The organism is Roseibaca calidilacus, assembly GCF_001517585.1.
In the GTDB taxonomy this organism is placed as follows: domain Bacteria; phylum Pseudomonadota; class Alphaproteobacteria; order Rhodobacterales; family Rhodobacteraceae; genus Roseinatronobacter; species Roseinatronobacter calidilacus.
In genome coordinates this window covers 1,646,839-1,671,373 of the sequence record NZ_FBYC01000004.1, presented here as the reverse complement: position 1 = coordinate 1,671,373, position 24,535 = coordinate 1,646,839, and the positions used below count along the sequence as shown (strand labels likewise).

Below are 24,535 nucleotides of genomic sequence, written 5' to 3'. Positions count from 1 at the left end.
TCTCCGATATTACTGACTGCGCGCGCGCGTGTAGGTGCGCCGAATGGCATCTGCCACATCCTTGGGCCGCGCGTGATGCGGCATATGGCCCACATCGGGCAGGATGGTCAGTTGCGCGTTGTCCAAGGTGTCAGCCATGCGCTGCGAATGAAAGGACAGGCCCACGGTCGTGTCCTGATCGCCATGGATGATCTCTATCGGCATGGTCAGTGCCGGGTAGCCGGGTGACATGGCCTCGACATAGCCTTTCAGGCCGTCAACCTGCCGCGCGTTCAGCGCAAGCTGGCTGGCGCGCAAGGTCAGGTCATAGCCCAGATGGTCCATATAACCCTCTGGCACCGGGTTGGGGGCAAACACGCCTTCCAGACTGCTATCCACCGCTGAGCGTGGGGCAAGCCCGGCCACCAAGGGCAACACCACCTTCTGCCCCAGCCAAGACGATGACAGCTGATACCACAGCCCCAATTCGCCCGGCCACGGGTAGACGGCGGGCGCAAGCAGCGTCAGCCCTGCCACGTCACCCGGCGCTTGCAAGGCCCAAGCCATGGCCACCGCGCCGCCATAGGAATGGCCCAGCAGGATGGGGCGATCCACCCCCAGTTCTGCCGCCGCATCGCGCAAGACCTGCGCTTGCGCCATGGGGCTTTTCAGCCCGCCGAACGCGTCGGAATGGCCAAAACCGGGGCGGTCGAAGGAGATGACACGAAATTCCTGCGCCATGCGCCCTGCAAGATCAAAGGTGAAATCGCGTGCATTGCCATTCGCACCATGGATCAGCACCAAGTCCGGCCCTTGCCCCTGCACAACCGCATGCACACGTCCGCCATCCAGCGCGACATAGGCGCCTTGGGGCGGTGTCTGCACCGTGTCAGCCGCTTGCGCGCAAGCCATGGTCGTAGCGGCAATAGCCGAGAAGAGGGCGACCTTACCGGCCAATCTGGTCAATGTCATATGGCGTTGTCTGGTATATCTGGTTAATCCAGTTGCCATATAGCAGATGCGCGTGGCTTCGCCACCTGTTGAGCGGCATGCGCGCGGGATTGTCATCCGGGTAGTAGTTGCGCGGCACCGCGATGGCTTTGCCCGCGTCCACGTCGCGATCGTATTCTTCCTTCAGCGTGGTGCTGTCATATTCGAAATGGTTCAGGATCATCAGCGCCCGATGCGCGGGGTCTTCGATCAGGGCGGGGCCCACCTCGTCCGAGGCGATGAGCGTGTTCAGCCCCGGCACCGCATCTACCTCTGGCTGGCGCAGTTCGGTCCAGCGGCTGACCGGGATCAGCACGTCATCGGAAAACCCGCGCAAATAGGCCGAAGCGGGGGCCAAGTTGCGGTGTCGGAAACAGCCAAAGGCCTTGTCCGCCAGCATGTGCTTTTGCACGCGGTGGAAATGCCACAGCATGGCCATTCCGCCCCAGCACACGCCGAATGTGTGGTGCACATTGGTCTGGGTCCAGTTGAACACCTCTGTCAACTCGTCCCAATAGGTTACATCGCTGTAATCCAGATGTTCGATCGGCGCGCCGGTAATGATAAGCCCGTCGAATTTCTCGTCCCGGACCTCTGCAAAGGGGCGGTAGAATTCGGCCATATGCTCTGCGGCGGTGGTCTTGGTTTCATGCTCTGTCATGCGGATAAGCGACAGTTCAATCTGCAAAGGCGTAGCCCCGATCAGGCGCGCGAACTGGTTTTCCGTCTGAATCTTCTTGGGCATCAGGTTCAACAGCCCGATGCGCAAGGGCCGGATATCCTGCCGCGAGGCTGCGCTGTCCGACATCACCATCACGCCTTCGCGCGACAGCACGTCATAAGCAGGCAGGGTTTCGGGCAGTTTGATGGGCATTGTCTTTAGTCCAGCTTGGTGGCGATCAGAGCGGTGAAACTATCGCAATCGGTGACGCGGGCCACCTCTTCGGCGGTGACGGTCACGCCCCATGTGTCGGCCATCGCGCGGTAGCGCGGCGCACGATGCGCCAGCGCGCGCGCATAGGTCCAGCGCACAAAGGCGTCAGGGTCGACCTTGTGCTCGGGCAGGCCGGTTTGCGACAGGTAGTCAGCCCAAGCGGCATGCAAGAAATCCGGCTGGTAATACATCGGTTTGGGCGCGCGGTCGAAACGACGGATCAATTCGGCAGTATGCGCGTCCGACCCTTCGATCCAGACTGGCAGAACATGTTCGGCCAGTTCCCCCATCAGCGCGTCATCGCGGTCGAACGGGTCGATCACCTCGCAGATGGACCCGCCCGTGTCGCAGACGAAATTGCGGTAGCCGTATAAGTCCGCCGCCCGCGCAATGAAGGGCACGGTATCGCGCAGAGCGGCAATCTCGGCGGCGCGGTGCTGGTCCTGACGGCGCATGTATTCGTCAAAGGGCAGCCCGCCCTTGTCGGGGTCGCCCGGTTTGCCCAAATAGGTCGAGAGCGGCGCCAGATTGTCGAAAGTGATGTTCGAGGTGATATAAACCGAATCCGTCAGCAGCAATTCGCGCAGCAATGGCACGCGCATGGCTTCGCGCTTGAAATTGTCGGCGATGAATTCGCCCATATAGCGCGTGCCGATCCGGTAATCGACCGAGTAGTGGAACCAATCCCCCCCTTCGCGCAGCAACTTGGCCAGATGAGTCTTGCCCAAGCCTGACATGCCAAACAGCATGACACGGTGCGCGGTGGCATTGGTCCAGTCTTGGGCAGAGGGCAGGGGCATGATCAGTTCCACGCATAAGGCGCCGTCTGCCTAGACCCAAGCGGGGCGCACGTCAATCAAGCCCGTCAAGCGCCCAATGAAAAAGCCCTGCCCGCTGCTGGCGGACAGGGCCGAAGGTACTAAAACACAAGTTACTCAGAAACGGAAACCAACACGAAGACCGGCGCCGATGATCGAGTTGTCGTCGAAGGTGCTGCCCAAGGTGGTCACGGCAGACCCGATACGCGAATATTGCACGCCCGCGCTGACGGTCATTGCATCGCGCGTGTAGGACACGCCCAGCCCGATGGTGTTGCGCTCACCAATTGGGCCAAGATTGCTCGTCGGGTTGCCGGTGCCAGTGTCATGCGACAGGCTCAGCGACCCTGACCAATTTTCGTTGAACTTGCGGCCCACACCCAGCGTGTAGGTCATGGAGTTTTCCGGGTAGCTGACAATGTTCGCGCCCAGTGCAGGGGCGGGGATGACAAAGTCCTTCCAGTTCACCCACCGGACAGAGCCGAACACCAGCGTGTCCTGCGCCACGCCACTGCGGAAATCCAGCGTTAGCGAATCCGGGATCGTCGTGTTGAACGAACTTGCGGGCAGGGGCGCGCCGCCAAAGCTCTCTTGCGCGGTAAAGCTGTGCTTGATTTCTGACTGATAGGTCAGGGCAACGCGCAGCGCGATCTCTGGCTTTTCATAGGCCGCCCCAACAAGGTATCCGAATGCTTGGTCGGTATTGCTGGTCATGACATATTCTGCGGCAGGGCCACCCAGCGCGCTGACCACCGGCGCCGGAATGGAAACTGCGCCACTGGTCCACACCGACCGCAGCCCGGCATAGGCCGAGAACCCACCGTTGAGCTTGTAGCGCATGACCCCGGTCAGCGCCGTGCTCTTGATCTCACCGCTCAGCGTGGCCAGAGCAGACCCGGCCGGATAGACGACATCAGCGCCGATGGGTTGGTCAAGGATAATCGCATAGGACAGCTTGTCGTTGATATCGGCCTTGTAACCGATGGCCCCGGTGAAAAAGCTGTTGGCGATGTTCCCGGTCGGGCCGCCGCCAAAGGTGGCTGAAAGATTGCCGGTCAGCTTGGGACGGGCAAAGCTGCCGCCCGCTTCCAGATAGCGGCCGTCCTCGAACAGGATGGACATTGGCTGGGTCGAGCGTTCTACCCCCCCTGCCAGCGCCGGGCCAGCGGCGACAGAAGCCAAGAATGCCAGAGTGACGTTGCGCATGTATGATCCTCCCAGATCCGGCGCGCTCCTCAACGCGCCGCAGCGTAAGACTGCAAACACGGGTTCCACCATTGACACGAAATTGTCATTTTTGACTTAAGGTCAACTTTTCGGCAACGTCGCGTAAAGTTGCCTAAAAGCCACGCACAACCTGTGTGACCGGGTTATCGCGGCTCTAGCGTGGTCACACCAATAGCGCCCGCGCGGGCCAGATCGGGGTCCAGCGTCATCGGGATATACTCGCCCCGCCGCCACAGATCGCCCAGATCGTCATAATGGCGCGACAAAGGATGGCCCGACTGGCCGGTTGATATGATGAAAACAGAACTTTCCGGGTCCGAGAAGTCATAGACGCCGCGATAGACCGGTCCCACAACATTGGCGAAAGGGTCTTCCGGCTTGCCCGACATGCGCCCAAGGTTCAGCGTGTGATCCCCGCCAGAGGTGGATTGCCGGATATTGACGATATAGCGCAACAAGGCGGCATCTTGCAAAACCGGGTGGTCGTGATGCGCGGCATGTGCATCGCCCCAGCGCCAGCTTTCAAGGCTGGTTCCGAACCGTTCGGACAGGCGCAGCAAAGCATCATCCAACGCGGTCAGCGCCACGTCGTCACAGCTTTCCTGCACGCTGGATTGGATGACGTCGCACCATGCCGCGCCGCCTTGCTCATCGGCAAAAACGCGTTCCATGAACACCGGGTCAATATGGGTGAACCGTTCGGCCAAGGGGCCAAGTTCGTCGCGGATCAGTCGTTCCTGAAGCGCGCGCATCCAAGCGGTATAGATCAGCGGTTCGGGCAGATGTTCGTTCATCTCGCCATTCCAGTCGGCCAGCAGGCGCAGCGCGCGCTGCCGGGTATGGGCGCGGGTGCCTTCCGCCGCCGCGTCGCCCGAGAACCACAGGTTTGCCGCAACCAGTGGCAACAAGCGGCGCGCGGTGGGGCTGACCGTGTCCAGTTGCGCTTCGATCAAGCTGTCGCGCGTATGCACGCTGCGCGCCCCGACCAGATGGTTCAGCCGGTCAATGCGCTGCGTATCGCCCCAGTCATGCGCCACATGCAAGGGGAAGGGGCGTTCCACGATCTGGTTGCCGGTATTGGCCACGATCCCGTTTTCGGGGTCCAGAAAACGCGGGTTGGCGGTGTAGGGCAGCGCACCCAACCAGCGGTTTTCGGGCCGCCAGCCGGGGCTTGGCATACGCCCGCCCGTTTGGGAATCGGCCGTGCGGCGCGGAAGGCGGCCAATGGTTTTCTGCGCAATCCGGTCGCTGGTGACAAGGGTCAGGTTCATCGCCGGGGCAAGGTGCATGGCGCCCGCGTCAAGGGCGTCTTCCACGCTCTGCGCTTGCATCAGCCGCAGCGCCGCGGTCATAGAGCGATCTTCCGCCGTCAACACGGTCGCGGCCAAAGTGACAACGTGACCGGGCGGTGTGATACCGGCCAACCCCAGCAATCCGCCCGACAGGACCGGGCCGTTCTGCGACCACCGCAATGTCAGCGTGACCGGGTCGGCATCTTTGATGCGGATGATCGAACCGCGGCTTTCAAATTCTTCCCATCCCTCGGGCGTGCGGTATTGCGTGGGGGTGTCGGGGTTCAACTCTTCTATGAACAGATCGCTATCATCGACAAAGGCCGGGGCCACACCCCAGCCCAGATGCGGCGAGCGGCCTGACAGCACCAGCGGCAGGCCCGGCACGGTCGCCCCGATCACCCCACCTGTCGCCAGTTCCAGCCGCGCCAGATAGATCGCGGACGGCGCGCTTAGCCACATTTGCGTACTGTTGGCCAGCAGCGTGGCATCGCCCGCAGAGCGCTCGGGCGCGACGGCAATGGCGTTGGCGGAACGGCTCAGTTCCGGATTGTCCAGTTCCAGAAATGGCAAGGCAGACCGCGCCGGGGCCGCCCCGCGCGGTGCGTCGGGGAACAGTTGCGCATAGCTTTCCCCGGTCGCGTCTGCGCTTGGCGTGACACCGGGCAGCACCTTGTCCCGCCCGATGTCGTCCAAAGCAACCGATAGCTGTGCGCGCCGCACCTCTTGGGCGATCTGGGTATTTTGCTGCACTGCCATCAGCTTCAGAATGGCGATGCTGTCGGCGGGCTGCCATAGCGGCATTTCCGCGTCAAACAGGAAGAATTCCGGCGCGCCACGCCCCTGCGCGCCCTCATTCACCTGCATCAGCCAAGCATTGACGCCATCGGCATAGGCTTGCAGCGCGGCTTGGGTGTCTGCGTCTTGGGCGTCCACCGCCTCGCGCGACAACCTGTAAAGATCCAGCCGCCGCATCAACTCGTCGCTGCGCAGCGTGCGCGACCCGAACATCTCGGACAAGCGCCCTTGCGCAATGCGCCGCGACATTTGCATTTGCCAAAACCGGTCCTGCGCATGGGCATAGCCCAGCCCGAAGAACACATCCGCGTCGCTTTTCCCGAAAATATGCGGCACGGCATGGGTATTGCGCACAATCTCGACCGGTGCGGACACCCCTTCGACCACGCGCCGCCCGTCATAGTCCGGCAGCGACCGCGAGGCGAAGAAATACACGCCGATCACCGCCAGAAGCGCAAACAGGGTCAGAGCAAGAAACAGCCTGACCAACCAGCGAAACAAGGTGAATAGGGGCACGGGGCAGATTGGCTTTACATTTTGCGTTGCGTTGAGGTTGATAGCTATGCGTCATGCGCGCAATGCGCAATCACAAGAATTCGAGAGGGAGAGGGACTATGGCAAAACTGGCATTTTTGGGCTTGGGTGTGATGGGTGGCCCCATGGCAGGGCACTTGGCGAAAGCAGGCCACGCGGTAACGGTCTATAATCGCACCGCCGCCAAAGCCGAAGCTTGGGTCGCCGCGCATGGCGGGGCTTGGGCCGCAACACCGGCGCAAGCCGCCGAAGGGGCCGATTTCGTCATGGCCTGCGTCGGCAATGACGACGACCTGCGCAGCATCTGCACCGGGCCGGATGGCGCGTTCGCGGGCATGTCGAAAGGTGCTGTGTTTGTCGATCACACCACCGTGTCGGCCCGGGTTACGCGCGAAATGAACGAAGCCGCCGCCGCCCTTGGTTTGGGCTTTGTCGATGCGCCGGTATCCGGCGGGCAGGCGGGCGCGGAAAACGGGGTGCTGTCCATCATGTGCGGGGGCGATGCCGACCAATATGCCCGCGCCGAACCCATCATGGCCGCCTATGCCCGCGTGTGCCGCCGCATGGGCGACAGCGGCGCGGGGCAGGTGGCCAAGATGATGAACCAGATCTGCATCGCCGGACTGGTTCAGGGCCTGTCCGAAGCCCTGCATTTCGGTGAAAAATCCGGCATGGATGGCCGCGCGGTGATAGAGGTCATCTCTCAGGGTGCGGCCGGATCATGGCAAATGGCCAACCGCCACGGCACCATGCTGGACGGCGAATTCAACCATGGCTTCGCGGTGGATTGGATGCGCAAGGATCTGGCCATCTGCCTTGCCGCCGCAGACGAGGTCGGCGCATCGCTGCCCGTGACCGCGCTGGTCGACCAGTTCTACAAGGACGTGCAAGCCATGGGCGGCGGTCGTTGGGACACGTCCAGCCTGATCGAGCGGCTGCGCAAACTGGGGGGTGCGTGATGCTCTATGCACTTGGCGACCGCCGCCCCACCTTGCCAGAGGATGGCGACTATTGGGTCGCGCCGGGGTCTCACCTGATCGGCGACATCGTGCTGCATCCGGGCGCGTCCATCTGGTTCAACAGCACCCTGCGCGGCGATAACGAGGCGATTGTGGTGGGTGCAGGTAGCAACATTCAGGAAAACTGCGTGCTGCATACCGATATGGGCTATCCGCTGGTGATCGGCGCGAATTGCACCATCGGGCACAAGGCGATGCTGCATGGGTGTATCATCGGCGATGGCTCGCTCATCGGCATGGGCGCGACGGTGTTGAACGGCGCGCGCATCGGGCGCGGCTGCCTGATCGGGGCGGGGGCGCTGGTGACGGAGGGGAAGGAAATCCCCGACGGCTCGCTGGTGATGGGATCACCGGGCCGCGTGGTGCGGCAGTTGGACGCGGCTGCGCAGGCCAAGCTGCTCAAGTCGGCGGAAGGCTACCGCGCCAACATGGCCCGCTTCAAGGCAGGGCTGGTGGCGGTGGAGTAGAGCAGGGTGCGCGCGGAGGAGATCAAGGACGCCGAAAGCTTGCAGGCATGGCTGGAAAGCCTGCCGCAAAAGTCGGAGGATCAGCGCGAAACCGCCCGCCGCTGGGCGGTGACGATTGCGCATCGCGCGGCGATGCGAGTGTTGCCGGTGTATTGGAAGGCTAGCATTGGACGACGGGCAAGATATCAGAATTACAACACTATCGCTGTTCTGCGTTGTAACCTTTTGTCCGAATTGCTTGCGGGGAATCTAGATCGCCGAATTGTCCCCGTTGCACTTGATGCTTCCAGATCAGCAACCAAAGCTCACCGAGCCGGCAGTGCCGCGCGGGCTACCTTGAATTCTGCGGTTGTGTCGATATCAGACAGAACAGTTTTATCGTACGCAGTTCGCGACTCTGTAAAACTGGCTTCAAGGCGTGAGAGATTTCTTTGGAATGCTATAAATCAGGATATCACGGTAGCAGATTTTGTTTTTGAGCAAGAAAAATTAGCTGCTGATCTTAGAAGTCTTGATCTTTGGCATGTGAATAATTCGAAAAACCGAGAAACAGCTGCTTGGAACTCCGGAAAGTCCAAAATCCTCGCCCAAGGTGAAGGCTGGCGCTTCTGGGTCGAGTGGTATGAAAACACCCTCTATGGCCGCCCGCAGGACTATGACCTGCTCACCAAGATCGCCCTCATCGACCCCGCCGATTGGGACAAAGGCGCCGACCACGTCAACGCGCTGATCCAGCGGATTGTCGAACAGCATAACCTCGTCAAAGACGCCCGCGCGCTGAAAGAGGAAATCGCACAACTCAAAGAGCGCCTGCAATCCGTCGAGCATCGCAGCCACAACAACCCACCGGAATTGGTTGATGAAACGGTGGCCGCGCAAAAGGAAGTGACGATCATCTGGGCGGCGCTGGACGAGGCGGAGAATGAACTTGAGAAATCTGCGCCTGATCTGGGTCGCCTTCGGCAAATCGGCGAGTTCATTCTTAAAGCCGCGAAGGCAATAGGTGCTTACTGCGCTTCGCTTGCAGATGATGCGATACGAACCGCTAACAAAACAGTCGTTGGCGGTGCTGTGGGTCTTGCCTTGCTTGCGCACCAAGAACGACTTGTATCTTTCGGCTCGGCGCTGATCCAATTCGCCAAATCTCTGGGCGCGCCCTAACCCCCTTCATCTTGCCCCAAATACTCACCATCCCGCCGCCCCACCAAAAAGCGACCGCCCCGCATATCTGGACACCCCCCGCAACCTGCGCTACCCCAAGCCCATGCAACCCGACCAGATCGCCATACGGGGCCAACTGACCCCGAACCGCCCCCTCGACAGCCTGACATGGCTGCGCGTGGGTGGGCCTGCGGATTGGCTGTTTCAGCCAGCGGATGAAGATGATCTGGCCGATTTCCTGCGCCAGCTTGCGCCAGACATCCCCATCTTCCCGATGGGTGTCGGCTCGAACCTCATCGTGCGGGATGGCGGCATCCGGGCGGTCGTTATTCGGCTTGGGCGCGGCTTTAACGGCATCGACATTGCCGAGCATATCACCGCTGGGGCCGCAGCACTTGATGCACATGTCGCGCGCAAGGCGGCGGATGCGGGCCGTGACCTGACCTTTTTGCGCACCATTCCCGGTAGCATCGGGGGCGCTGTGCGGATGAATGCGGGGTGCTATGGGTCTTATGTGAAAGGCCACCTGATCGAGATCACCGCCATCGATCGCGCGGGTGCGCGCCATGTCATTCCGGCCAGCGCGCTGAACTTGGCGTATCGCCAGTCCGACCTGCCAGAGGGTATGGTCATCACCGCCGCGCGCTTTCATGCGCCCAAGGGCGACCCCGCCAGCCTGCACGCCCGGATGGAAGAGCAACTGGCCAAGCGCGATGCCACGCAACCCACCAAGGACCGCAGCGCGGGGTCGACCTTTCGCAACCCGGCTGGGTTTTCGTCCACCGGCCAAGCGGGTGACAGCCACGAGCTGAAAGCGTGGAAGGTGATTGACGATGCAGGCTTGCGCGGCGCGCGCTTGGGCGGCGCGCAGATGTCGCCCAAGCATCCGAATTTCTTGGTCAATGTCGGTGGCGCTTCGGCCACGGAATTGGAAGCCTTGGGCGAAGAAGTGCGAAAAAGGGTTTTCCAAAGCAGCGGGCATTCGTTACACTGGGAAATCATGCGTGTGGGCGAAGCAGGTCCAGACGCAGACTTGCCACCGTTGGAAACAGAATTCTGAACAACTGGGGCAGAGGCATAATAACGCCCTGAAAACAGGGCATAACAGGCAACGGAATTGGGTATGTCGAGCAGGGCAGCCCCCCGTATATGTGTTCTGATGGGCGGACTCTCGGCAGAGCGAGAGGTGTCTTTGTCTTCGGGGCACGAATGCGCGAAAGCGCTACGGGTGGCAGGATTCGAGGTGATCGAACTGGACGCGCGCGGCGATGTCGCGCAGCGGCTGGTCGAAATTGCGCCCGATATCGTCTTTAACGCCTTGCATGGCCGCTTCGGCGAAGATGGCTGTGTTCAGGGCATTCTGGAATGGCTGCGCATTCCTTACACGCATTCCGGCGTTCTGACCTCGGCGCTGGCGATGGACAAGGCGCGGGCCAAGGCGGCCTATGTCGGCGCGGGCCTGCCGGTGGTCGAAAGCCGCATTGCCCCGAAAGCAGAGGTCATGGCCGCGCATCTGTTGCCGCCGCCCTATGTGGTCAAGCCCAATAACGAAGGGTCGTCCGTCGGTGTCTATCTGGTGCAAGAGGGCGCGAACACACCGCCGCGCCTGTCCGATGACATGCCCGCAGAGGTGATGGTCGAAGCCTTCGCACCGGGGCGCGAGTTGACCACGACCGTGCTGGGGGATCGCGCGCTGACCGTGACCGATATCCTGACCGATGGCTGGTATGATTACGACGCCAAATACACCCCCGGCGGCTCGCGGCATGTGCTGCCCGCCGATTTGCCGCCCGCAATTTTCGACGCCTGTCTGGATTACGCCCTGCGCGCGCACAGGGTGCTGGGCTGCCGGGGTATCAGCCGCACGGATTTTCGCTGGGACGAAACGCGCGGGCTGGACGGGCTGATCCTGCTGGAAACCAACACCCAGCCGGGGATGACGCCGACCTCGCTTGTGCCTGAACAGGCCGCGCATTGCGGGGTCGGGTTTGCGGATCTGTGCCGCATGTTGATCGAGGATGCATCATGCGACCGGTAAGGGATGACATGGATCGCGGCAGCGCGCCCTTGTCCGCTCAAACGAGCGAGCAGTGTTTCTGGGACCATCTGGGCGCGACCCGCGCCGAGGAATATGCCGAGGAGGATATCCTCGACCTGTGCCCCGAACCCGTTGCCGTGCCGGTTGCGGCCCCTGCGCCGGACGTGCCGGATCTGGCAGCACTTGGGATGCCGCGCAACGGCACCGCGACCGGCACGCCAGCGCCGCGGCCAATCGCGGGGCGCCCGGCCCCGATGGCCACGGCGCAACCCATACCGCAGCCCGTGCAGCCGCGTGGCCAACGTAAAGCGGCCTTGTCCGCGCAGTCGCGCCGGGCGCGCTGGTCCTACCGGTTGCAGCGTATCTGGTTGACGCCATTCTATCGCGCCGCGCTGACACGCGGGCTGCCGCTGGCTTTGGTTTTGGGCCTGTGCGCGCTGGTGCTTGCCAATCCGCAGAACCGCGCGCAACTTGCGGCCTTGGGGGAGCAAGCCTATTCCGCCATTGTTGACCGTCCCGAATTCATGGTGACAGAGGTCACAATTTCTTCCGATGTCGCGCCGGAACTGGAACGCACCATCCGGGCGCGTCTGGAAGCGGCGCTGCCGCGTTCGTCTTTCCGGCTGGACCTGCCTGAGCTGCGGGCCGAGTTCGAAAGCTACGATTCCGTCGCCGAAGCCGCGTTGCGCCTTGGCGCGGATGGCAAGATGGTCGTGTCTGTGCGCGAACGGGCGCCGGTTGCGCTGTGGCATTCCGGGCGCGAAATTCAGCTTCTGGCTATTGACGGTCATCGCGTGGCAATCCTTGCGCCGGACGCGGCCATGCCCGATCTGCCCCTATTGGCCGGGGCGGGCGCGCGCGAGCATGTCCGCGAAGCTCTGGCGCTGATGGATGCCGCGCTGCCACTTGGCGACCGTCTGCGCGGGTTGGTGCGCGTTGGCGCGCGCCGATGGGATCTGGTGCTGGACCGCAACCAGCGTATCCGCCTGCCCGAACAAGGCGCCATGCAGGCGCTGGAGCGGGTTCTGGCGCTGGATCAGGCGCAAGACCTGCTGGCGCGCGATCTGCTGTTTGTCGACATGCGCAACCCTAATCGTCCTGTTCTGAACGTCAGCCCCGGCGCGCTGGAAACCCTGCGCGCGATCCGTGGCACCCCATCGGAGGCCTTGCAGTGATACCCGACCCTTATGCGTCCCAAAGAGCCATGCGCCAGATGCGGCGGGCCGCCATTCAGCGCGGCGTGATCGGCGTGATTGATATTGGCAGCTACAAGGTGGCGGCCTTGGTGCTGAAACTGGAACCGGGCGAAGCTCGGACGACACCGGGTATCGGCAATATGGCTGGACAGGCGGGGTTCCGGGTGATCGGCGCGGGGACCACGCAATCCTGCGGTGTGCGCTTTGGCGAAATCACTGCCATGGCCGAAACCGAAAGCGCCGTGCGCACGGCGCTTCAGGCGGCACAGAAGATGGCGCGCATGCGCGTCGATCATGTCATCGTATGCCTGTCGGGCGGGGCGCCGCGCTCTTACGGGCTGACAGGCGAGGTCGCGATCGACGGGGCCACCGTGATCGAGAATGACATCGCGCAGGTGATGGCGAATTGCGACATGCCCGATATCGGGCGCGGGCGCGATGTGCTGCATGCGCAACCCATCAATTTCGCGCTGGACCACCGCACCGGCCTGTCAGATCCGCGTGGCCAGTCAGGCCGGGTCTTGTCTTGCGACATGCATATGGTGACCATCGACACCGCCTTGGTGCGCGACATCTGCAACTGTCTGCGCCGCTGCGATGTGGAAGTGGCCGGTGTCTCGGCCAGTGCTTATGCCACCGGCATGTCGGCTTTGGTCGAGGATGAGCAAGAACTGGGTGCCGCCTGCATCGACCTTGGGGCAGGGGTCTCGGGCGTGTCGATCTTCATGAAAAAGCACATGATCTATGCCGATAGCGTGCGCATGGGCGGCGCACTTGTGACATCCGACATCAGCCAGGGCTTGCAGGTCGATTTCAACACCGCAGAACGGTTGAAAACCATCCATGGCGGCGTGCAGGCCACCTCCATGGACGACCGAGAGATGATCGAGATCGGCGGCAATACCGGCGATTGGGATAAGGACCGCCGCACCATCAGCCGGTCCGAACTGATCGGCATTATGCGTCCCCGGATCGAAGAGATACTGGAACATGTCCGCGCGCGTCTGGATGCCGCAGGCTTCAGCCATCTGCCCAGCCAGCAGGTTGTGTTGACCGGCGGCGGCGCGCAGGTTCCCGGCATTGACGGGCTGGCCGCGCGCATCTTTGGCCAGCAGGTGCGCCTTGGCCGCCCGGTGCGGGTGCGGGGGTTGCCGCAAGCCGCGTCCGGCCCGGCCTTTTCCAGCGCGGTTGGACTGTGCGTGCTGGCGACGCATCCGCAAGACGAATGGTGGGATTTCGACCTGCCGATCCAGAGCTACCCGGCACGGTCGCTGAAGCGCGCTGTGAAGTGGTTCCGCGACAACTGGTAACCGCTATATACATGGGCGTTATGGAAATGCGGCAGTTTTACAACAAGATTGGTGCAGATTTAGTGGAAAAACGTGACTTTTTTGATGACCTCTGCGGGCAAGACCTGTAAGATTCAATAAAAATCGGACAAAACGGCGCGCAGTGTGGTCTGCACACGCCGTATAAAAGAGGCGGAGTAGGCAATGGCATTGAATTTCGTGCAGACAGAGCAGCGCAACGAACTGGCCCCGCGCATCACCGTGTTCGGTGTGGGCGGCGCAGGCGGCAACGCGGTCAACAACATGATCGAGCAAAGCCTCGAAGGCGTCGATTTCGTTGTGGCCAATACCGACGCGCAGGCGTTGCAGCAAAACCGCGCGCAGGGCCGTATCCAGATGGGCGTGAAGATCACCGAAGGGCTGGGCGCGGGCGCGCGGCCGTCGGTCGGGTCTGCCGCCGCAGAAGAAACCATCGAAGAAATCATCGACCATCTTGCCGGTGCGCATATGTGCTTCATCACCGCCGGCATGGGCGGCGGCACCGGCACCGGGGCGGCCCCGATCATCGCGCAGGCGGCCAGAGAGCTGGGTGTGTTGACCGTGGGTGTCGTGACCAAGCCTTTCCAGTTTGAAGGCGCCAAGCGCATGCGCCAGGCCGAAGAAGGCATCGAGGCGCTTCAGAAAGTTGTCGATACCCTTATCATCATTCCCAACCAGAACCTGTTCCGGTTGGCCAATGAGCGCACGACCTTTACAGAAGCCTTCGCCATGGCGGATGACGTTCTGTATCAGGGCGTGAAGGGCGTGACCGACCTGATGGTGCGTCCGGGGCTGATTAACCTAGACTTTGCCGATGTTCGCGCCGTGATGGACGAAATGGGCAAAGCCATGATGGGCACGGGCGAAGCATCGGGCGAAGATCGCGCCGTGCAAGCCGCTGAAAAGGCCATCGCCAACCCGCTTTTGGACGAAATCAGCCTGAATGGCGCGCGTGGTGTGCTTATCAACATCACCGGCGGGCACGACCTGACCCTGTTCGAGTTGGACGACGCTGCCAACCGCATTCGCGAAAAGGTGGACCCGGAAGCGAATATCATCGTCGGTTCTACGCTTGATCCGTCGATGGAAGGGATGATCCGCGTGTCGGTTGTGGCCACCGGGATTGACGTTGACGCCGACCAAAAGGCCGAAGCCCCGCGCGAAACGCCGTCTTTCATGGACCGCGCCGCCGCGCAGCCGCAGCGTGTTGCTGAACCGGTTGCGCGGGCACCGCAGCCTGAACCCCGCCCTGAAATGCACCCCGAACCCCAAGCCCGCCCCGAGCAGCCCAACCTGTTCGCGTCAGAGCGGGTTGCACCTGCGCCCGAACCGTCGGAAGCTTATCAGCCGCAACCGGCCCCGCAGCGCGCTTACGCACCCGAACCGCAGCGCTCGCGCTTTGGCGGGCAGCCCGCGGCGCATCATCCGCAGCCGCATCCCGAAGAGCGTTTCGATCTGGACGAGGTGTTTGAAGAACCTGCACCCGCACCCCATGCAGAGCAGTCCGGTCCGTCGGCCTTTACTGCGCCGCGCCGCGCCGCGCCCGGCACGCCTTCGCCCGAAACACTGGCGCGCTTGCAGCAAGCTGTTCAGAAAGCGCCAGAGCATCAAGGCGGCTATGCACGTCCTGCCGCGTCGGGTTTTGCAGGTCGCGCCGCCCCGGTTGCCAGCCGTCCCGCGCCCCAGCCCGAGGAAAAGGGCGGTCGTTTCGGGATCGGGTCGTTCATTAGCCGCATGGCCGGGCAATCGCATGACGGGCACACTGCGGCGGCACGCCACACTGCGCATCCGGCCCCCTCTTACGAAGAGGAAGCCGAACGCGCGCACCCCGATGAGCGCATCGAAATACCCGCATTCCTGCGCCGTCAGGCAAACTGACGCGTTTGGGGCGATCACATTGTAAAACTGAACTGGGCCGGATTTTCCGGCCTTTTTCATTTTAGTTCAAAGGGTTGTAGCGCGCTGCCCAGCTTGTGCGGATTTCCGCCGTTCCTGCGGCACGGTGTTACATTTGGTCACAATCTGTGAGTTGCGCATGCTGCGCTTGCAAGATTAACACCTCAAAAAACGGCCCGCAGAGGCCACAGGCGTAGGTGGTAACAATGCAAAGAACAATTGCACGCGACATCGCGATCAATGGCATCGGCCTGCATGGTGGCAAACCTGTCCGCATGATCCTGCGACCGGCGGCGGCGGATGCTGGTCTGAATTTTGTGCGAACTGACCTTGGTGGCACGATCGCTGTGGACCCGGCGAACTGGGTTGAAGCCAGCCTCTGCACCATTTTGCGCAACGACCAAGGCCACGAGGTTCGCACGGTCGAGCATTTGCTGGCCGCGCTGCATGGCTGCGGGGTCCATAACGCTCGGATCGAAATAGACGGTCCGGAAGTGCCCATTCTGGATGGCAGTGCGGCCCCGTTCGTGCGCCGCATTCTGGAAACCGGGTTGCGTGAAGCGGAAACGCCGCTGTCGGTGCTGCGGGTGCTGCGCGAGGTTACGGTCAAGCGCGGCGATGCGCGCGCAACCCTGCGCCCCTCTGCCGAATTCCGCATGTCTTTCGATATCGACTTTGCCGATCCGGCCATCGGGCGGCAAACGGCCAGCATGGGGCTGCATAACGGCACCTTCCTGCGCGAACTCAGCGATTGCCGCACGTTCTGCATGCGTGGCGATGTCGAGTTGATGCAGGCCAATGGGCTGGCCCTTGGCGGCACGCTGGACAATGCGGTCGTGTTCGACAACGGGCAGGTTCTTAGCCCCGGCGGCTTGCGCCGCAAGGATGAACCGGTGCGCCACAAGATGCTGGATGCCATGGGCGATCTATATGTGCTGGGCCGCCCGCTTCTGGGCCATTACGAGGGGGTGCGCGCCGGTCACGCCCTGACCGGCCTGCTGCTGCGGGCGCTGTTGTCCGACCCGCGCAACTACCGTATCGAACCTTGCGATGCACGCTTGCAGGCGCGTTTGCCCGGCACCGGAACCGGACTGCACGATCTGCCGCTTTCGGCCTGAACCGGGCCTGACACAAGGGGCGGGCAATTCAGGTCAAATGGCGTTTTGCGCCGGTGATTTTTATGTGCTACGACCTTTCATGATGCTGACGGGATAGGGTGCTGCCAACATGATCTCTGGTCGTGGTTTTCTGCGTTTTGGGCTGACTTGTGCGGTTGTTGCGCTGCTTTCCGCATGCGCACCCGATGAGGGGCCGGACGAATCTCTGGCCGGTTTCTCTGCCGAGGAAATCTACAAGCGCGGCGAATATGAGCTTGAGACCTCGCGCCGGTCGTCCGACTCTTTGCGTTATTTCAAGGAAATCGAACGGCTTTACCCGTATACAGAATGGTCGCGCCGGGCGCTGATCATGCAGGCATTCGCGCATCATCGCGCGCGCGAATATGAAGACAGCCGCGCCGCCGCGCAGCGCTTCCTAGATACCTATCCGGGTGACAAGGACGCGCCCTATGCGGCCTATCTGCTGGCGCTGTCCTTCTATGACCAGATTGACGAAGTCGGGCGGGACCAAGGATTGACCTTTCAGGCGCTGCAACATCTGCGCCGCGTGATAGAGGAATATCCTGATACCGATTACGCGCGCTCTGCGGTGCTGAAATTCGATCTGGCTTTCGATCACCTTGCCGCCAAGGAAATGGAAATCGGGCGCTACTACCTGAAGCGGGGCAATTACAAGGCGGCGATCAACCGGTTCCGCGTGGTGGTCGAAGATTTCCAGACCTCGACCCACACGCCCGAAGCGTTGCACCGTCTGGTCGAAGCCTATTTGTCCCTTGGTTTGCGCGACGAGGCGCAGACGGCAGGTGCCGTTCTGGGCCACAATTTCGAAGCCAACCCGTTCTATCAGGACAGCTTCGCGCTACTGACCGGGCAGGGCCTGTCGCCAGAGTCGCAGGGCGAGGGCTGGTTGCAAGCGATCTATCGCCAATCCGTGCTGGGGAGATGGCTCTGACAGCGCAAACCTTTGCGCAGCGGGGCTGACCGCACTCATGCTTGTGTCGCTCGACATCCGCGATGTTCTGATCATCGACCATCTGGAACTGGCGTTCCAGCCGGGGCTGAACGTATTGACCGGCGAAACCGGGGCGGGCAAGTCCATCTTGCTTGATTCACTTGGTTTTGTGCTGGGCTGGCGGGGCCGCGCCGAACTGGTGCGCGAAGGCGCCACACAGGGAGAGGTGGTTGCGGAATTCCTGCTGTCGCCCGACCATCCGGCCCATGCCATCCTGACGGATGCGGGCCTGCCTTCGGGCGATACGCTGTTGCTGCGCCGGGTCAACACGCGCGACGGGCGCAAGACCGGCTGGGTCAATGACCGCCGCGTCTCTGGCGAGGTGCTGCGCGCGCTGTCCGATACATTGGTGGAATTGCACGGGCAACAGGATGACCGGGGCCTGCTGAACCCGCGGGTGCATCGCGATTTGCTAGATGCCTTCGCGGGGCTGGACCTTGGCCCCCTGCGCGCGGCATGGACCGCGCTGGCCCGCGCCCGCAAGGCGCAAGCCCAAGCCGAGGCGCAGCTGCATTCCGTGCAGGCAGAGGAAGAATTCCTGCGCCATGCGGTGGCAGAACTGGACGCCCTGTCGCCCGAGCCGGGCGAAGAGGCCCAACTGGATGCGCAGCGCCGCCTGATGCAGCAGTCCGAACGGGTGTGTGCCGATATCGCCCGCGCGGCGGCTGCCCTGTCGGATGACGGGGCGGAACGGCTGGTGGGCGATGCCGCGCGCTGGCTGGAAGACGTGGCAGATGCGGTCGAGGGGCGTCTGGACCCGGCGCTCGACGCGTTGTCGCGCGCGATGGACGCCTTGGGCGAGGCGCAGATGAATGTCGCTGCCTGCATGGACGCGCTGGAATTTCACCCCGGCGCATTGGAGCAGTTGGAAGACCGGCTGTTCGCCATTCGCGGGCTGGCGCGCAAACATGGCGTTCTGCCGGATGATCTGAGCAGCTTTGCCGATGAACTGCGTGCGCGGCTGGACCGGTTGGACAATTCTGCCCGCGACATGGCAGCACTTGCGCAAGCCGTGCGCGATGCGCAGGCAGCTTATGACAGCGCCGCCACGGCTGTGTCAGAGGCCCGCGCACAGGCTGCCGCCCGGCTTGATGGCGAAATGGCTGGCGAACTGGCCCCCCTGAAAATGGAGCGCGCGCAGTTTTCCACCGCGATTTCCCCCGCCGAACCGGGGCCAGAGGGCCGCGATGCCGTGACATTCGAGGTCGCGACAAACCCCGGCGCGCCAAAAGGGGCATTGTCCAAGATCGCCTCTGGCGGGGAATTGTCGCGTTTCTTGCTGGCGCTTAAAGTGTGCCTGACGCGTGGCCAACCCGACATGACCATGATTTTCGATGAAATCGACCGTGGCGTGGGTGGGGCGACCGCAGATGCCGTGGGCCGCCGTTTGCGGGCGCTGGCGACAGGCGCGCAGGTGTTGGTTGTCACCCATTCGCCGCAGGTGGCCGCACTTGGCGCGCATCATTGGCGGGTCGAGAAATCGGTGATCGACGGGAAAACCCTTTCGCGCGTTGTGCCACTTTCCGCCGAAGAGCGTGTGCAAGAGATTGCGCGCATGTTGTCGGGTGATAGGATAACCGATGCAGCCCGCGCGGCTGCTGAAGACCTGCTCTGCGCCGCGCCCCGTCCCTGAACCAAGAGGCCCGCTTATGTCCATATCCCGTTTCTGTCGCGCCGCGTGCCTGATTGCCTTTGCGACCGCCCTTGGGGCTTGCACGTTGAACACCATGCCACGCGCCATGCCGATCATTCCCGCCCCCGGTGACACGGACCCCGCGCCTGCCGAAGGGATGGCTGGTGCCGAAGCCGCCTGCACCCAAGCCGGGCGCGAACGCGGGTTGGATGTGCTGGGCGTGGTCAGCACCCGCGATGTGACCGGAGCGGATGGCAGCCCCGAACGCGATGTCATGTTGCAGGTGGCGCGCAGCGACACCCGGCTGGAGGTGCGTTGCAACTACCAGCCGGAAACCGGTGTCGCGCGGATCATGCTGATCTGACGCGGATCGCCGTTTATCCTTTGCGCCCCTTTGGGCCGCCGCCCAGCCCGCGGGCGGCTTGGGCGGCCACGCGCAGTTCTTCGGCGATTTCCTCGGCCTCGTCAGGGTCGAAATCCATCGGCAGGTCAACACCGTTTCCGGCGACGTAGATGCGGACCATACCGCTATCGGTTGGACCGATCTGCAAATCCGCTTCGATCTCGGTTTCCGAGTTGATACCCATGTGGCTGCCCTTTCCATGCCGCAAATCCAGAGTTTGCGATACGCTGCGCGCGACACATTTTCAAGCGTGGCCCCTCTTGCATTCGCCCGCGCAGGGCGGTATCTGACCACCCGAGGCCGCCTTAGCTCAGTTGGTTAGAGCGCTGGATTGTGGATCCAGAGGTCCCCCGTTCAAGCCGGGGAGGCGGTACCATTCCCCCAGACATCCGCCACATCGTTCAGCCGCTTGTCACCACCGCGCTCAGCCTGTAGGTCGGACGCCATGCTTGCTGCATGACACAAGGAATGATGCCTGTGCCGGTTCTGCCGCGCTATCTGTTGCCGACTGCACCGGACGGGGCCAGCGTGGGTCTGTTCGGCGGCTCTTTCGATCCGGCGCATGACGGTCATGTGCATGTCACGCATCATGCCCTGCGCGCGCTTGGGCTGGATCGCCTGTGGTGGCTGGTCACACCGGGCAACCCGCTGAAACCCAATGCGCCCGCGTCGCTTTCTGCGCGCATGGATCATGCCGCCCAGCTCGTCGATGACCCGCGCGTGACCATTACCGGGGTCGAGGCCACGCTTGGCACCCGCAAGACCTGCGATACGCTGGCGGCTTTGCAAGCTCAGCTTCCGCGCCTGCGTTTTGTCTGGATCATGGGTGCGGACAATCTGGCCAGTTTCCACCGTTGGGACAACTGGCGCAGCATCGCAGCGCGCGTGCCCATTGCCGTCATCGCCCGGCCCGGCGCGCAACAGGCCGCGCTTGGCTCTGTCGCGGCGCGGGCCTTGCGCGGGCATCGCGTGCCAAAGGCGCAAGCTGCGGGGCTGGCGCATATGGCGCCGCCGGCTTGGTGCTTTGTGACCATCCCGATGCGGGCGATCTCATCTTCGGAATTGCGCGCTAAGGGGCGCTGGCCGCATAGCTGAAACGCTGTGTTTCGCGATCGTGACCTGTCAAGCCCCTTCTCGGAAATTGCGAATCAGGGTTAAAACAGTATTGGCAAAACTTTGCCGATTTTAGGTTCTGTTTGAGTGCGGGGCGATGGTGACATGAGGTTTCAGCGGCGCGACCTTCTGACGGCCTTGGCGGGGGCCGGAGTGTCGTTGGCGCTGCCCGCCTGTGCTCATGCGCCGGAACGCTCGCTGATCCCACCCCCCAAGCCCGGCCAATCGGCGGATGGCATTGTCCGCCGTGCAGGGCTTGGGGGTGATATTGCCTATACGCTGCTGGACATCTCGCGCGGCACGCTGCTGGAAGGGCGGGGCGCCAATACGCGCTTACCCCCGGCCAGCGTGGGCAAGACCATCACCGCGCTTTACGCGCTGGAGCATCTGGGCGCGGGGTATCGCTTTTCGACCCGCGTGCAGGCAACCGGTCCGGTGAAGGATGGCGTGTTGCGCGGCGATCTGGTGCTTGTCGGCGGGGGCGATCCGACGCTGGATACCGACGCATTGGCGAGGCTTGCCGCGCGTCTGGTTCAGGGCGGGTTGCGCCGGGTCGAGGGGCGCTTTCTTGTCTGGGGCGGTGCCCTGCCCGCGATAGAGCAAATTGCCGACGACCAAGCCCCGCAAGCGGGCTACAACCCGTCGGTTGGCGGGTTGAACCTGAATTTTAACCGCGTGCATTTCGAATGGGCGCGGCAGGCAGACGACTACCGCGTGACGATGGATGCGCGGTCGGAACGGTTCCGCCCGGAAGTGCGCTTGGCCCGGATGCAGATCGCCAACCGGGCCAGCCCTGTCTACACTTTCCAGATGGCCCGAGGGCTTGAGGAATGGTCAGTGGCGCGTGGTGCTTTGGGCAATAGCGGGTCGCGCTGGTTGCCGGTGCGCCAGCCCGATATTTACGCAGGAGAGGCGTTTCAGGCGCTGGCGGCGGTGCAGGGTTTGGCCTTGCCAGCCCCTCAGCGCGCAGGTGTGCCCCCGCAGGGCCAGATATTGGCGGAGCATCGTTCCGACACCTTGGCAGACGTGTTGCGCGCAATGCTGCGGTTTTCCACCAATCTGACCGCAGAGGCGGTGGGCCTGCGCGCAACTGTGGCCCGCGGCACCATGCCGACCAGCCTGTCGGCCTCTGGCCGCGCGATGAGTGACTGGGCGCGCCAACGCTTTGGCATGTCCAGCCTAAGCATGGTGGACCATTCCGGGCTTGGGGCCGCGTCGCGCGTGTCTATGGCCGATCTGGCCAATATGTTCTACCGCGCGGCGCAGGACGGGCAGATCCGGCCCTTGCTGCGCGAACACCCGGTCCGCGATGGCAATGGGCGGCCACTGCCCGGGCAACCGTTCGAGGTGCGCGCCAAGACCGGCACGCTCTATTTCGTTTCGGCACTGGCAGGGTATATGCGCAGCAATTCCGGGCGCGAGATGGCCTTCGCGGTCTGCTCGTCCGATCTGTCCCGCCGTGCGCAAGTGCTGGGCAGCGGGCTGGACCGCCCCGCAGGCACCGCCGACTGGGCGCGCACCGCGCGCAGGATGCAGCAAGATTTGCTGACGCGCTGGGCGCGGACCCATATATAAGCGTTATTCCGGCGCGGGCGCTTCGAGGAATTTTTCCAGCCAGTGAATGTTGTAATCGCCGGTCAGCACCGCCGGTTCGTTCAGCAGCGCGTGGAATAGCGGCACAGAGGTATCGACACCGTCGATAATCAACTCTCCCAATGCGCGGTGCAGGCGTGCCAGCGCTTCGGGCCGGTCGCGGCCATGCACGATCAGTTTGGCGATCAGGCTGTCGTAATAGGGCGGGATCGTGTATCCAGAATAAAGCGCGCTATCCATGCGCACCCCCAAGCCACCCGGCGCATGATAGGTGTTCACGCGGCCGGGGCAGGGGGTGAAATTCGGCAGTTTCTCAGCATTGATGCGCACTTCGATGGCATGGCCATTGACCTGCAAATCCTCTTGCGTGATCGACAAGGGCAGGCCTGCGGCCACGCGGATCTGTTCGCGCACAAGGTCCACACCGAAAATGGCCTCTGTGACAGGGTGTTCGACCTGAAGCCGGGTGTTCATTTCGATGAAAAAGAACTCGCCGTTTTCATACAGGAATTCGATGGTGCCGGCACCGCGATAGCCGATATCGGCCACGGCCTTGGCGCAGGTTTCGCCAATGCGCGCGCGGGTTTCGGTGTCAATCGCGGGGCCGGGCGCTTCTTCCAGCACCTTTTGGTGGCGCCGTTGCAGCGAACAGTCGCGCTCGCCCAAATGGACGGCGTTGCCGCGCCCGTCACCGAAAACCTGCACTTCGATATGACGCGGCTGGCCGAGGTATTTTTCGATATACACTTCGTCATTGCCAAAGGCAGCCTTGGCTTCGGCCCGCGCGGTGCGAAAGGCGGTTTCCAACTCGCCCGCGTTGCGCGCCAGCTTCATGCCGCGCCCGCCGCCGCCCGCCGTCGCCTTGATGATAACCGGGTAGCCGATGCCCTCTGCCACCGATTGCGCGGTTTGCAAATGCGCGACCCCACCATCAGAACCGGGCACGCAAGGCACGCCAAGTGCTTTCATCGTGTCCTTGGCGGTGATCTTGTCGCCCATCATCCGGATATGTTCCGCAGACGGGCCGATAAAGGCGATGCCGTGATCTTCGACCACTTGCACGAATTCGGCGTTTTCCGACAGAAAGCCATAACCCGGGTGGATCGCTTCCGCACCCGAAATCTCGCAGGCGGAAATGATCGACGGGACGGACAGATAACTATGCGTGGACGAGGGCGGGCCGATGCAGATCGCCTCATCCGCCATGCGCACATGCATTGCATTGGCGTCAGCGGTGGAATGCACCGCGACAGAGGCAATGCCCATTTCGCGGCAGGCGCGGATCACGCGAAGCGCGATTTCCCCGCGATTGGCGATCAGGATTTTCTTGAACATGCCCACCCCGATTATTCGATAATCATCAGTGGCGCGCCGAATTCGACGGGCGATGCGTCACCCACCAGAATGCGCTTGACCACACCCGCGCGCGGGGCGGGAATGTGGTTCATGGTCTTCATCGCTTCGATAATCAGCAACGTGTCGCCTTCGGCAACCTGCGCGCCCACGCTGACGAAATTCGACGCACCCGGTTCGGGGGCAAGGTAGATCGTGCCCACCATGGGCGAGGTGACCGCGCCGGGATGATCGGCCGGGTTGCCGCTGGGGCTGGGTTCTTCGGCGGCCTGCGGCGCGGGGGCGGGCAGGGTTGCTTGGGTAACCGGCGCGGCTTGGGCCGGTGCGGCCTGCATCATCTGCTTGGACACGCGCACGTTCAGGCTGTCATTCTCGCCATATTCGCGCTTGACGTTCACCTCTGTCAGGTCGTTCGCGTTCAGCAATTCTGCGAGGGCTTTAATGAAGGCGACATCTGCGTCGTTGCGGGACATGAATACCTCTATGCGTGGCGAAGGGCAGGCGATTTACGCCCGGTGTTTGGCCGCGGCTTATACTGGCTAAGGCCGGTGGTGTGAAGCGGCGTTTTTGGGCCGGGGCGAAGCTGGGCGCGCGTGCAGCCTTCACAGGGCTGTCAAAACCTGTAAAAAGCGC

At 62.7% G+C, this 24,535-nt stretch carries 22 protein-coding genes and 1 tRNA gene; 15 read left to right on the top strand and 8 right to left on the bottom strand.

From position 1 onward, the window contains the following. Positions 1 to 9: 9 nt before the first annotated feature. From AWT76_RS11765 to AWT76_RS11745, 5 genes are all read right to left on the bottom strand, one after another. Positions 10 to 951 (bottom strand): alpha/beta fold hydrolase, encoded by a 942-nt coding sequence (locus AWT76_RS11765; protein WP_072246511.1) that lies wholly within the window; start codon positions 949 to 951, stop codon positions 10 to 12. Next, positions 926 to 1,843, bottom strand: a complete 918-nt coding sequence (locus AWT76_RS11760; protein WP_072246510.1) for a homoserine O-succinyltransferase — start codon at positions 1,841 to 1,843, stop codon at positions 926 to 928. The genes AWT76_RS11765 and AWT76_RS11760 overlap by 26 nt, the downstream gene beginning before the upstream one ends. 5 nt (positions 1,844 to 1,848) lie before the next feature. Then, entirely contained in the window at positions 1,849 to 2,703 is an 855-nt protein-coding gene (locus AWT76_RS11755; protein ID WP_072247677.1) for an ATPase, read from the bottom strand. A gap of 135 nt (positions 2,704 to 2,838) precedes the next feature. Continuing rightward, on the bottom strand, positions 2,839 to 3,927 hold the full coding sequence (locus tag AWT76_RS11750; protein ID WP_072246509.1) for an OmpP1/FadL family transporter: 1,089 nt from the start codon (positions 3,925 to 3,927) through the stop codon (positions 2,839 to 2,841). Positions 3,928 to 4,091: 164 nt separating this feature from the next. Continuing rightward, entirely contained in the window at positions 4,092 to 6,554 is a 2,463-nt protein-coding gene (locus tag AWT76_RS11745) for a penicillin acylase family protein (RefSeq protein ID WP_141655954.1), read from the bottom strand. Between the two features lie 98 nt (positions 6,555 to 6,652). On the opposite strand from AWT76_RS11745, the gene AWT76_RS11740 reads away from it, so the two are divergent. The 12 genes from AWT76_RS11740 (at position 6,653) to AWT76_RS11685 (ending at position 19,804) form a co-directional block, all read left to right on the top strand. Then, positions 6,653 to 7,531 carry an NAD(P)-dependent oxidoreductase gene (locus tag AWT76_RS11740; RefSeq protein ID WP_072246508.1) on the top strand — a complete coding sequence of 293 codons (879 nt, stop codon included), beginning with the start codon at positions 6,653 to 6,655 and terminating at the stop codon, positions 7,529 to 7,531. Beyond that, complete coding sequence (locus AWT76_RS11735) at positions 7,531 to 8,058, top strand: gamma carbonic anhydrase family protein (protein WP_072246507.1); 528 nt, start codon at positions 7,531 to 7,533, stop codon at positions 8,056 to 8,058. The genes AWT76_RS11740 and AWT76_RS11735 overlap by 1 nt, the downstream gene beginning before the upstream one ends. 6 nt (positions 8,059 to 8,064) lie before the next feature. Beyond that, complete coding sequence (locus AWT76_RS16770) at positions 8,065 to 9,219, top strand: hypothetical protein (RefSeq protein ID WP_141655952.1); 1,155 nt, start codon at positions 8,065 to 8,067, stop codon at positions 9,217 to 9,219. 103 nt (positions 9,220 to 9,322) lie between these two features. Further along, complete coding sequence (gene murB, locus AWT76_RS11725) at positions 9,323 to 10,279, top strand: UDP-N-acetylmuramate dehydrogenase (protein ID WP_072246505.1); 957 nt, start codon at positions 9,323 to 9,325, stop codon at positions 10,277 to 10,279. Between the two features lie 63 nt (positions 10,280 to 10,342). After that, a complete protein-coding gene (locus AWT76_RS11720) occupies positions 10,343 to 11,257 on the top strand; it encodes a D-alanine--D-alanine ligase (RefSeq protein ID WP_176699390.1) in 915 nt (304 codons plus the stop codon). Then, complete coding sequence (locus AWT76_RS11715) at positions 11,245 to 12,432, top strand: cell division protein FtsQ/DivIB (protein WP_082700184.1); 1,188 nt, start codon at positions 11,245 to 11,247, stop codon at positions 12,430 to 12,432. Before AWT76_RS11720 ends, AWT76_RS11715 begins: the two co-directional genes overlap by 13 nt. After that, a complete protein-coding gene (ftsA, locus tag AWT76_RS11710; protein ID WP_072247673.1) occupies positions 12,432 to 13,763 on the top strand; it encodes a cell division protein FtsA in 1,332 nt (443 codons plus the stop codon). The genes AWT76_RS11715 and ftsA overlap by 1 nt, the downstream gene beginning before the upstream one ends. Positions 13,764 to 13,946: 183 nt before the next feature. Then, the gene (ftsZ, locus tag AWT76_RS11705) at positions 13,947 to 15,659 is read left to right on the top strand and encodes a cell division protein FtsZ (protein ID WP_072246504.1); all 1,713 of its coding nucleotides are present in this window, start codon (positions 13,947 to 13,949) and stop codon (positions 15,657 to 15,659) included. A 224-nt stretch (positions 15,660 to 15,883) separates the two neighbouring features. Next, positions 15,884 to 16,795, top strand: a complete 912-nt coding sequence (gene lpxC, locus AWT76_RS11700) for a UDP-3-O-acyl-N-acetylglucosamine deacetylase (protein WP_072246503.1) — start codon at positions 15,884 to 15,886, stop codon at positions 16,793 to 16,795. A gap of 109 nt (positions 16,796 to 16,904) precedes the next feature. Beyond that, positions 16,905 to 17,747, top strand: a complete 843-nt coding sequence (locus AWT76_RS11695) for an outer membrane protein assembly factor BamD (RefSeq protein ID WP_072246502.1) — start codon at positions 16,905 to 16,907, stop codon at positions 17,745 to 17,747. Positions 17,748 to 17,784: 37 nt separating this feature from the next. Continuing rightward, on the top strand, positions 17,785 to 19,440 hold the full coding sequence (recN, locus tag AWT76_RS11690) for a DNA repair protein RecN (RefSeq protein ID WP_072246501.1): 1,656 nt from the start codon (positions 17,785 to 17,787) through the stop codon (positions 19,438 to 19,440). A gap of 16 nt (positions 19,441 to 19,456) precedes the next feature. Next, on the top strand, positions 19,457 to 19,804 hold the full coding sequence (locus AWT76_RS11685) for a hypothetical protein (protein ID WP_072246500.1): 348 nt from the start codon (positions 19,457 to 19,459) through the stop codon (positions 19,802 to 19,804). 13 nt (positions 19,805 to 19,817) lie between these two features. Here the strand turns inward: AWT76_RS11685 and AWT76_RS11680 are convergent, their stop codons facing one another. Then, positions 19,818 to 20,027, bottom strand: coding sequence for a DUF6324 family protein (locus AWT76_RS11680; RefSeq protein ID WP_072246499.1), 210 nt, complete (start codon positions 20,025 to 20,027; stop codon positions 19,818 to 19,820). A gap of 115 nt (positions 20,028 to 20,142) precedes the next feature. Between AWT76_RS11680 and AWT76_RS11675 the strand changes: the two genes are divergently transcribed. The 3 genes from AWT76_RS11675 (at position 20,143) to dacB (ending at position 22,531) form a co-directional block, all read left to right on the top strand. Then, a tRNA-His gene (locus AWT76_RS11675) sits at positions 20,143 to 20,219 on the top strand. A 95-nt stretch (positions 20,220 to 20,314) separates the two neighbouring features. Continuing rightward, the gene (locus AWT76_RS11670) at positions 20,315 to 20,938 is read left to right on the top strand and encodes a nicotinate-nucleotide adenylyltransferase (protein WP_072247672.1); all 624 of its coding nucleotides are present in this window, start codon (positions 20,315 to 20,317) and stop codon (positions 20,936 to 20,938) included. A 123-nt stretch (positions 20,939 to 21,061) separates the two neighbouring features. Beyond that, positions 21,062 to 22,531 carry a D-alanyl-D-alanine carboxypeptidase/D-alanyl-D-alanine endopeptidase gene (dacB, locus tag AWT76_RS11665; protein WP_072247671.1) on the top strand — a complete coding sequence of 490 codons (1,470 nt, stop codon included), beginning with the start codon at positions 21,062 to 21,064 and terminating at the stop codon, positions 22,529 to 22,531. 3 nt (positions 22,532 to 22,534) lie between these two features. Here the strand turns inward: dacB and accC are convergent, their stop codons facing one another. Beyond that, a complete protein-coding gene (gene accC / locus AWT76_RS11660) occupies positions 22,535 to 23,884 on the bottom strand; it encodes an acetyl-CoA carboxylase biotin carboxylase subunit (RefSeq protein ID WP_072246498.1) in 1,350 nt (449 codons plus the stop codon). A gap of 11 nt (positions 23,885 to 23,895) precedes the next feature. Continuing rightward, positions 23,896 to 24,375 carry an acetyl-CoA carboxylase biotin carboxyl carrier protein gene (gene accB, locus AWT76_RS11655; RefSeq protein ID WP_072246497.1) on the bottom strand — a complete coding sequence of 160 codons (480 nt, stop codon included), beginning with the start codon at positions 24,373 to 24,375 and terminating at the stop codon, positions 23,896 to 23,898. Between the last annotated feature and the right edge of the window lie 160 nt (positions 24,376 to 24,535).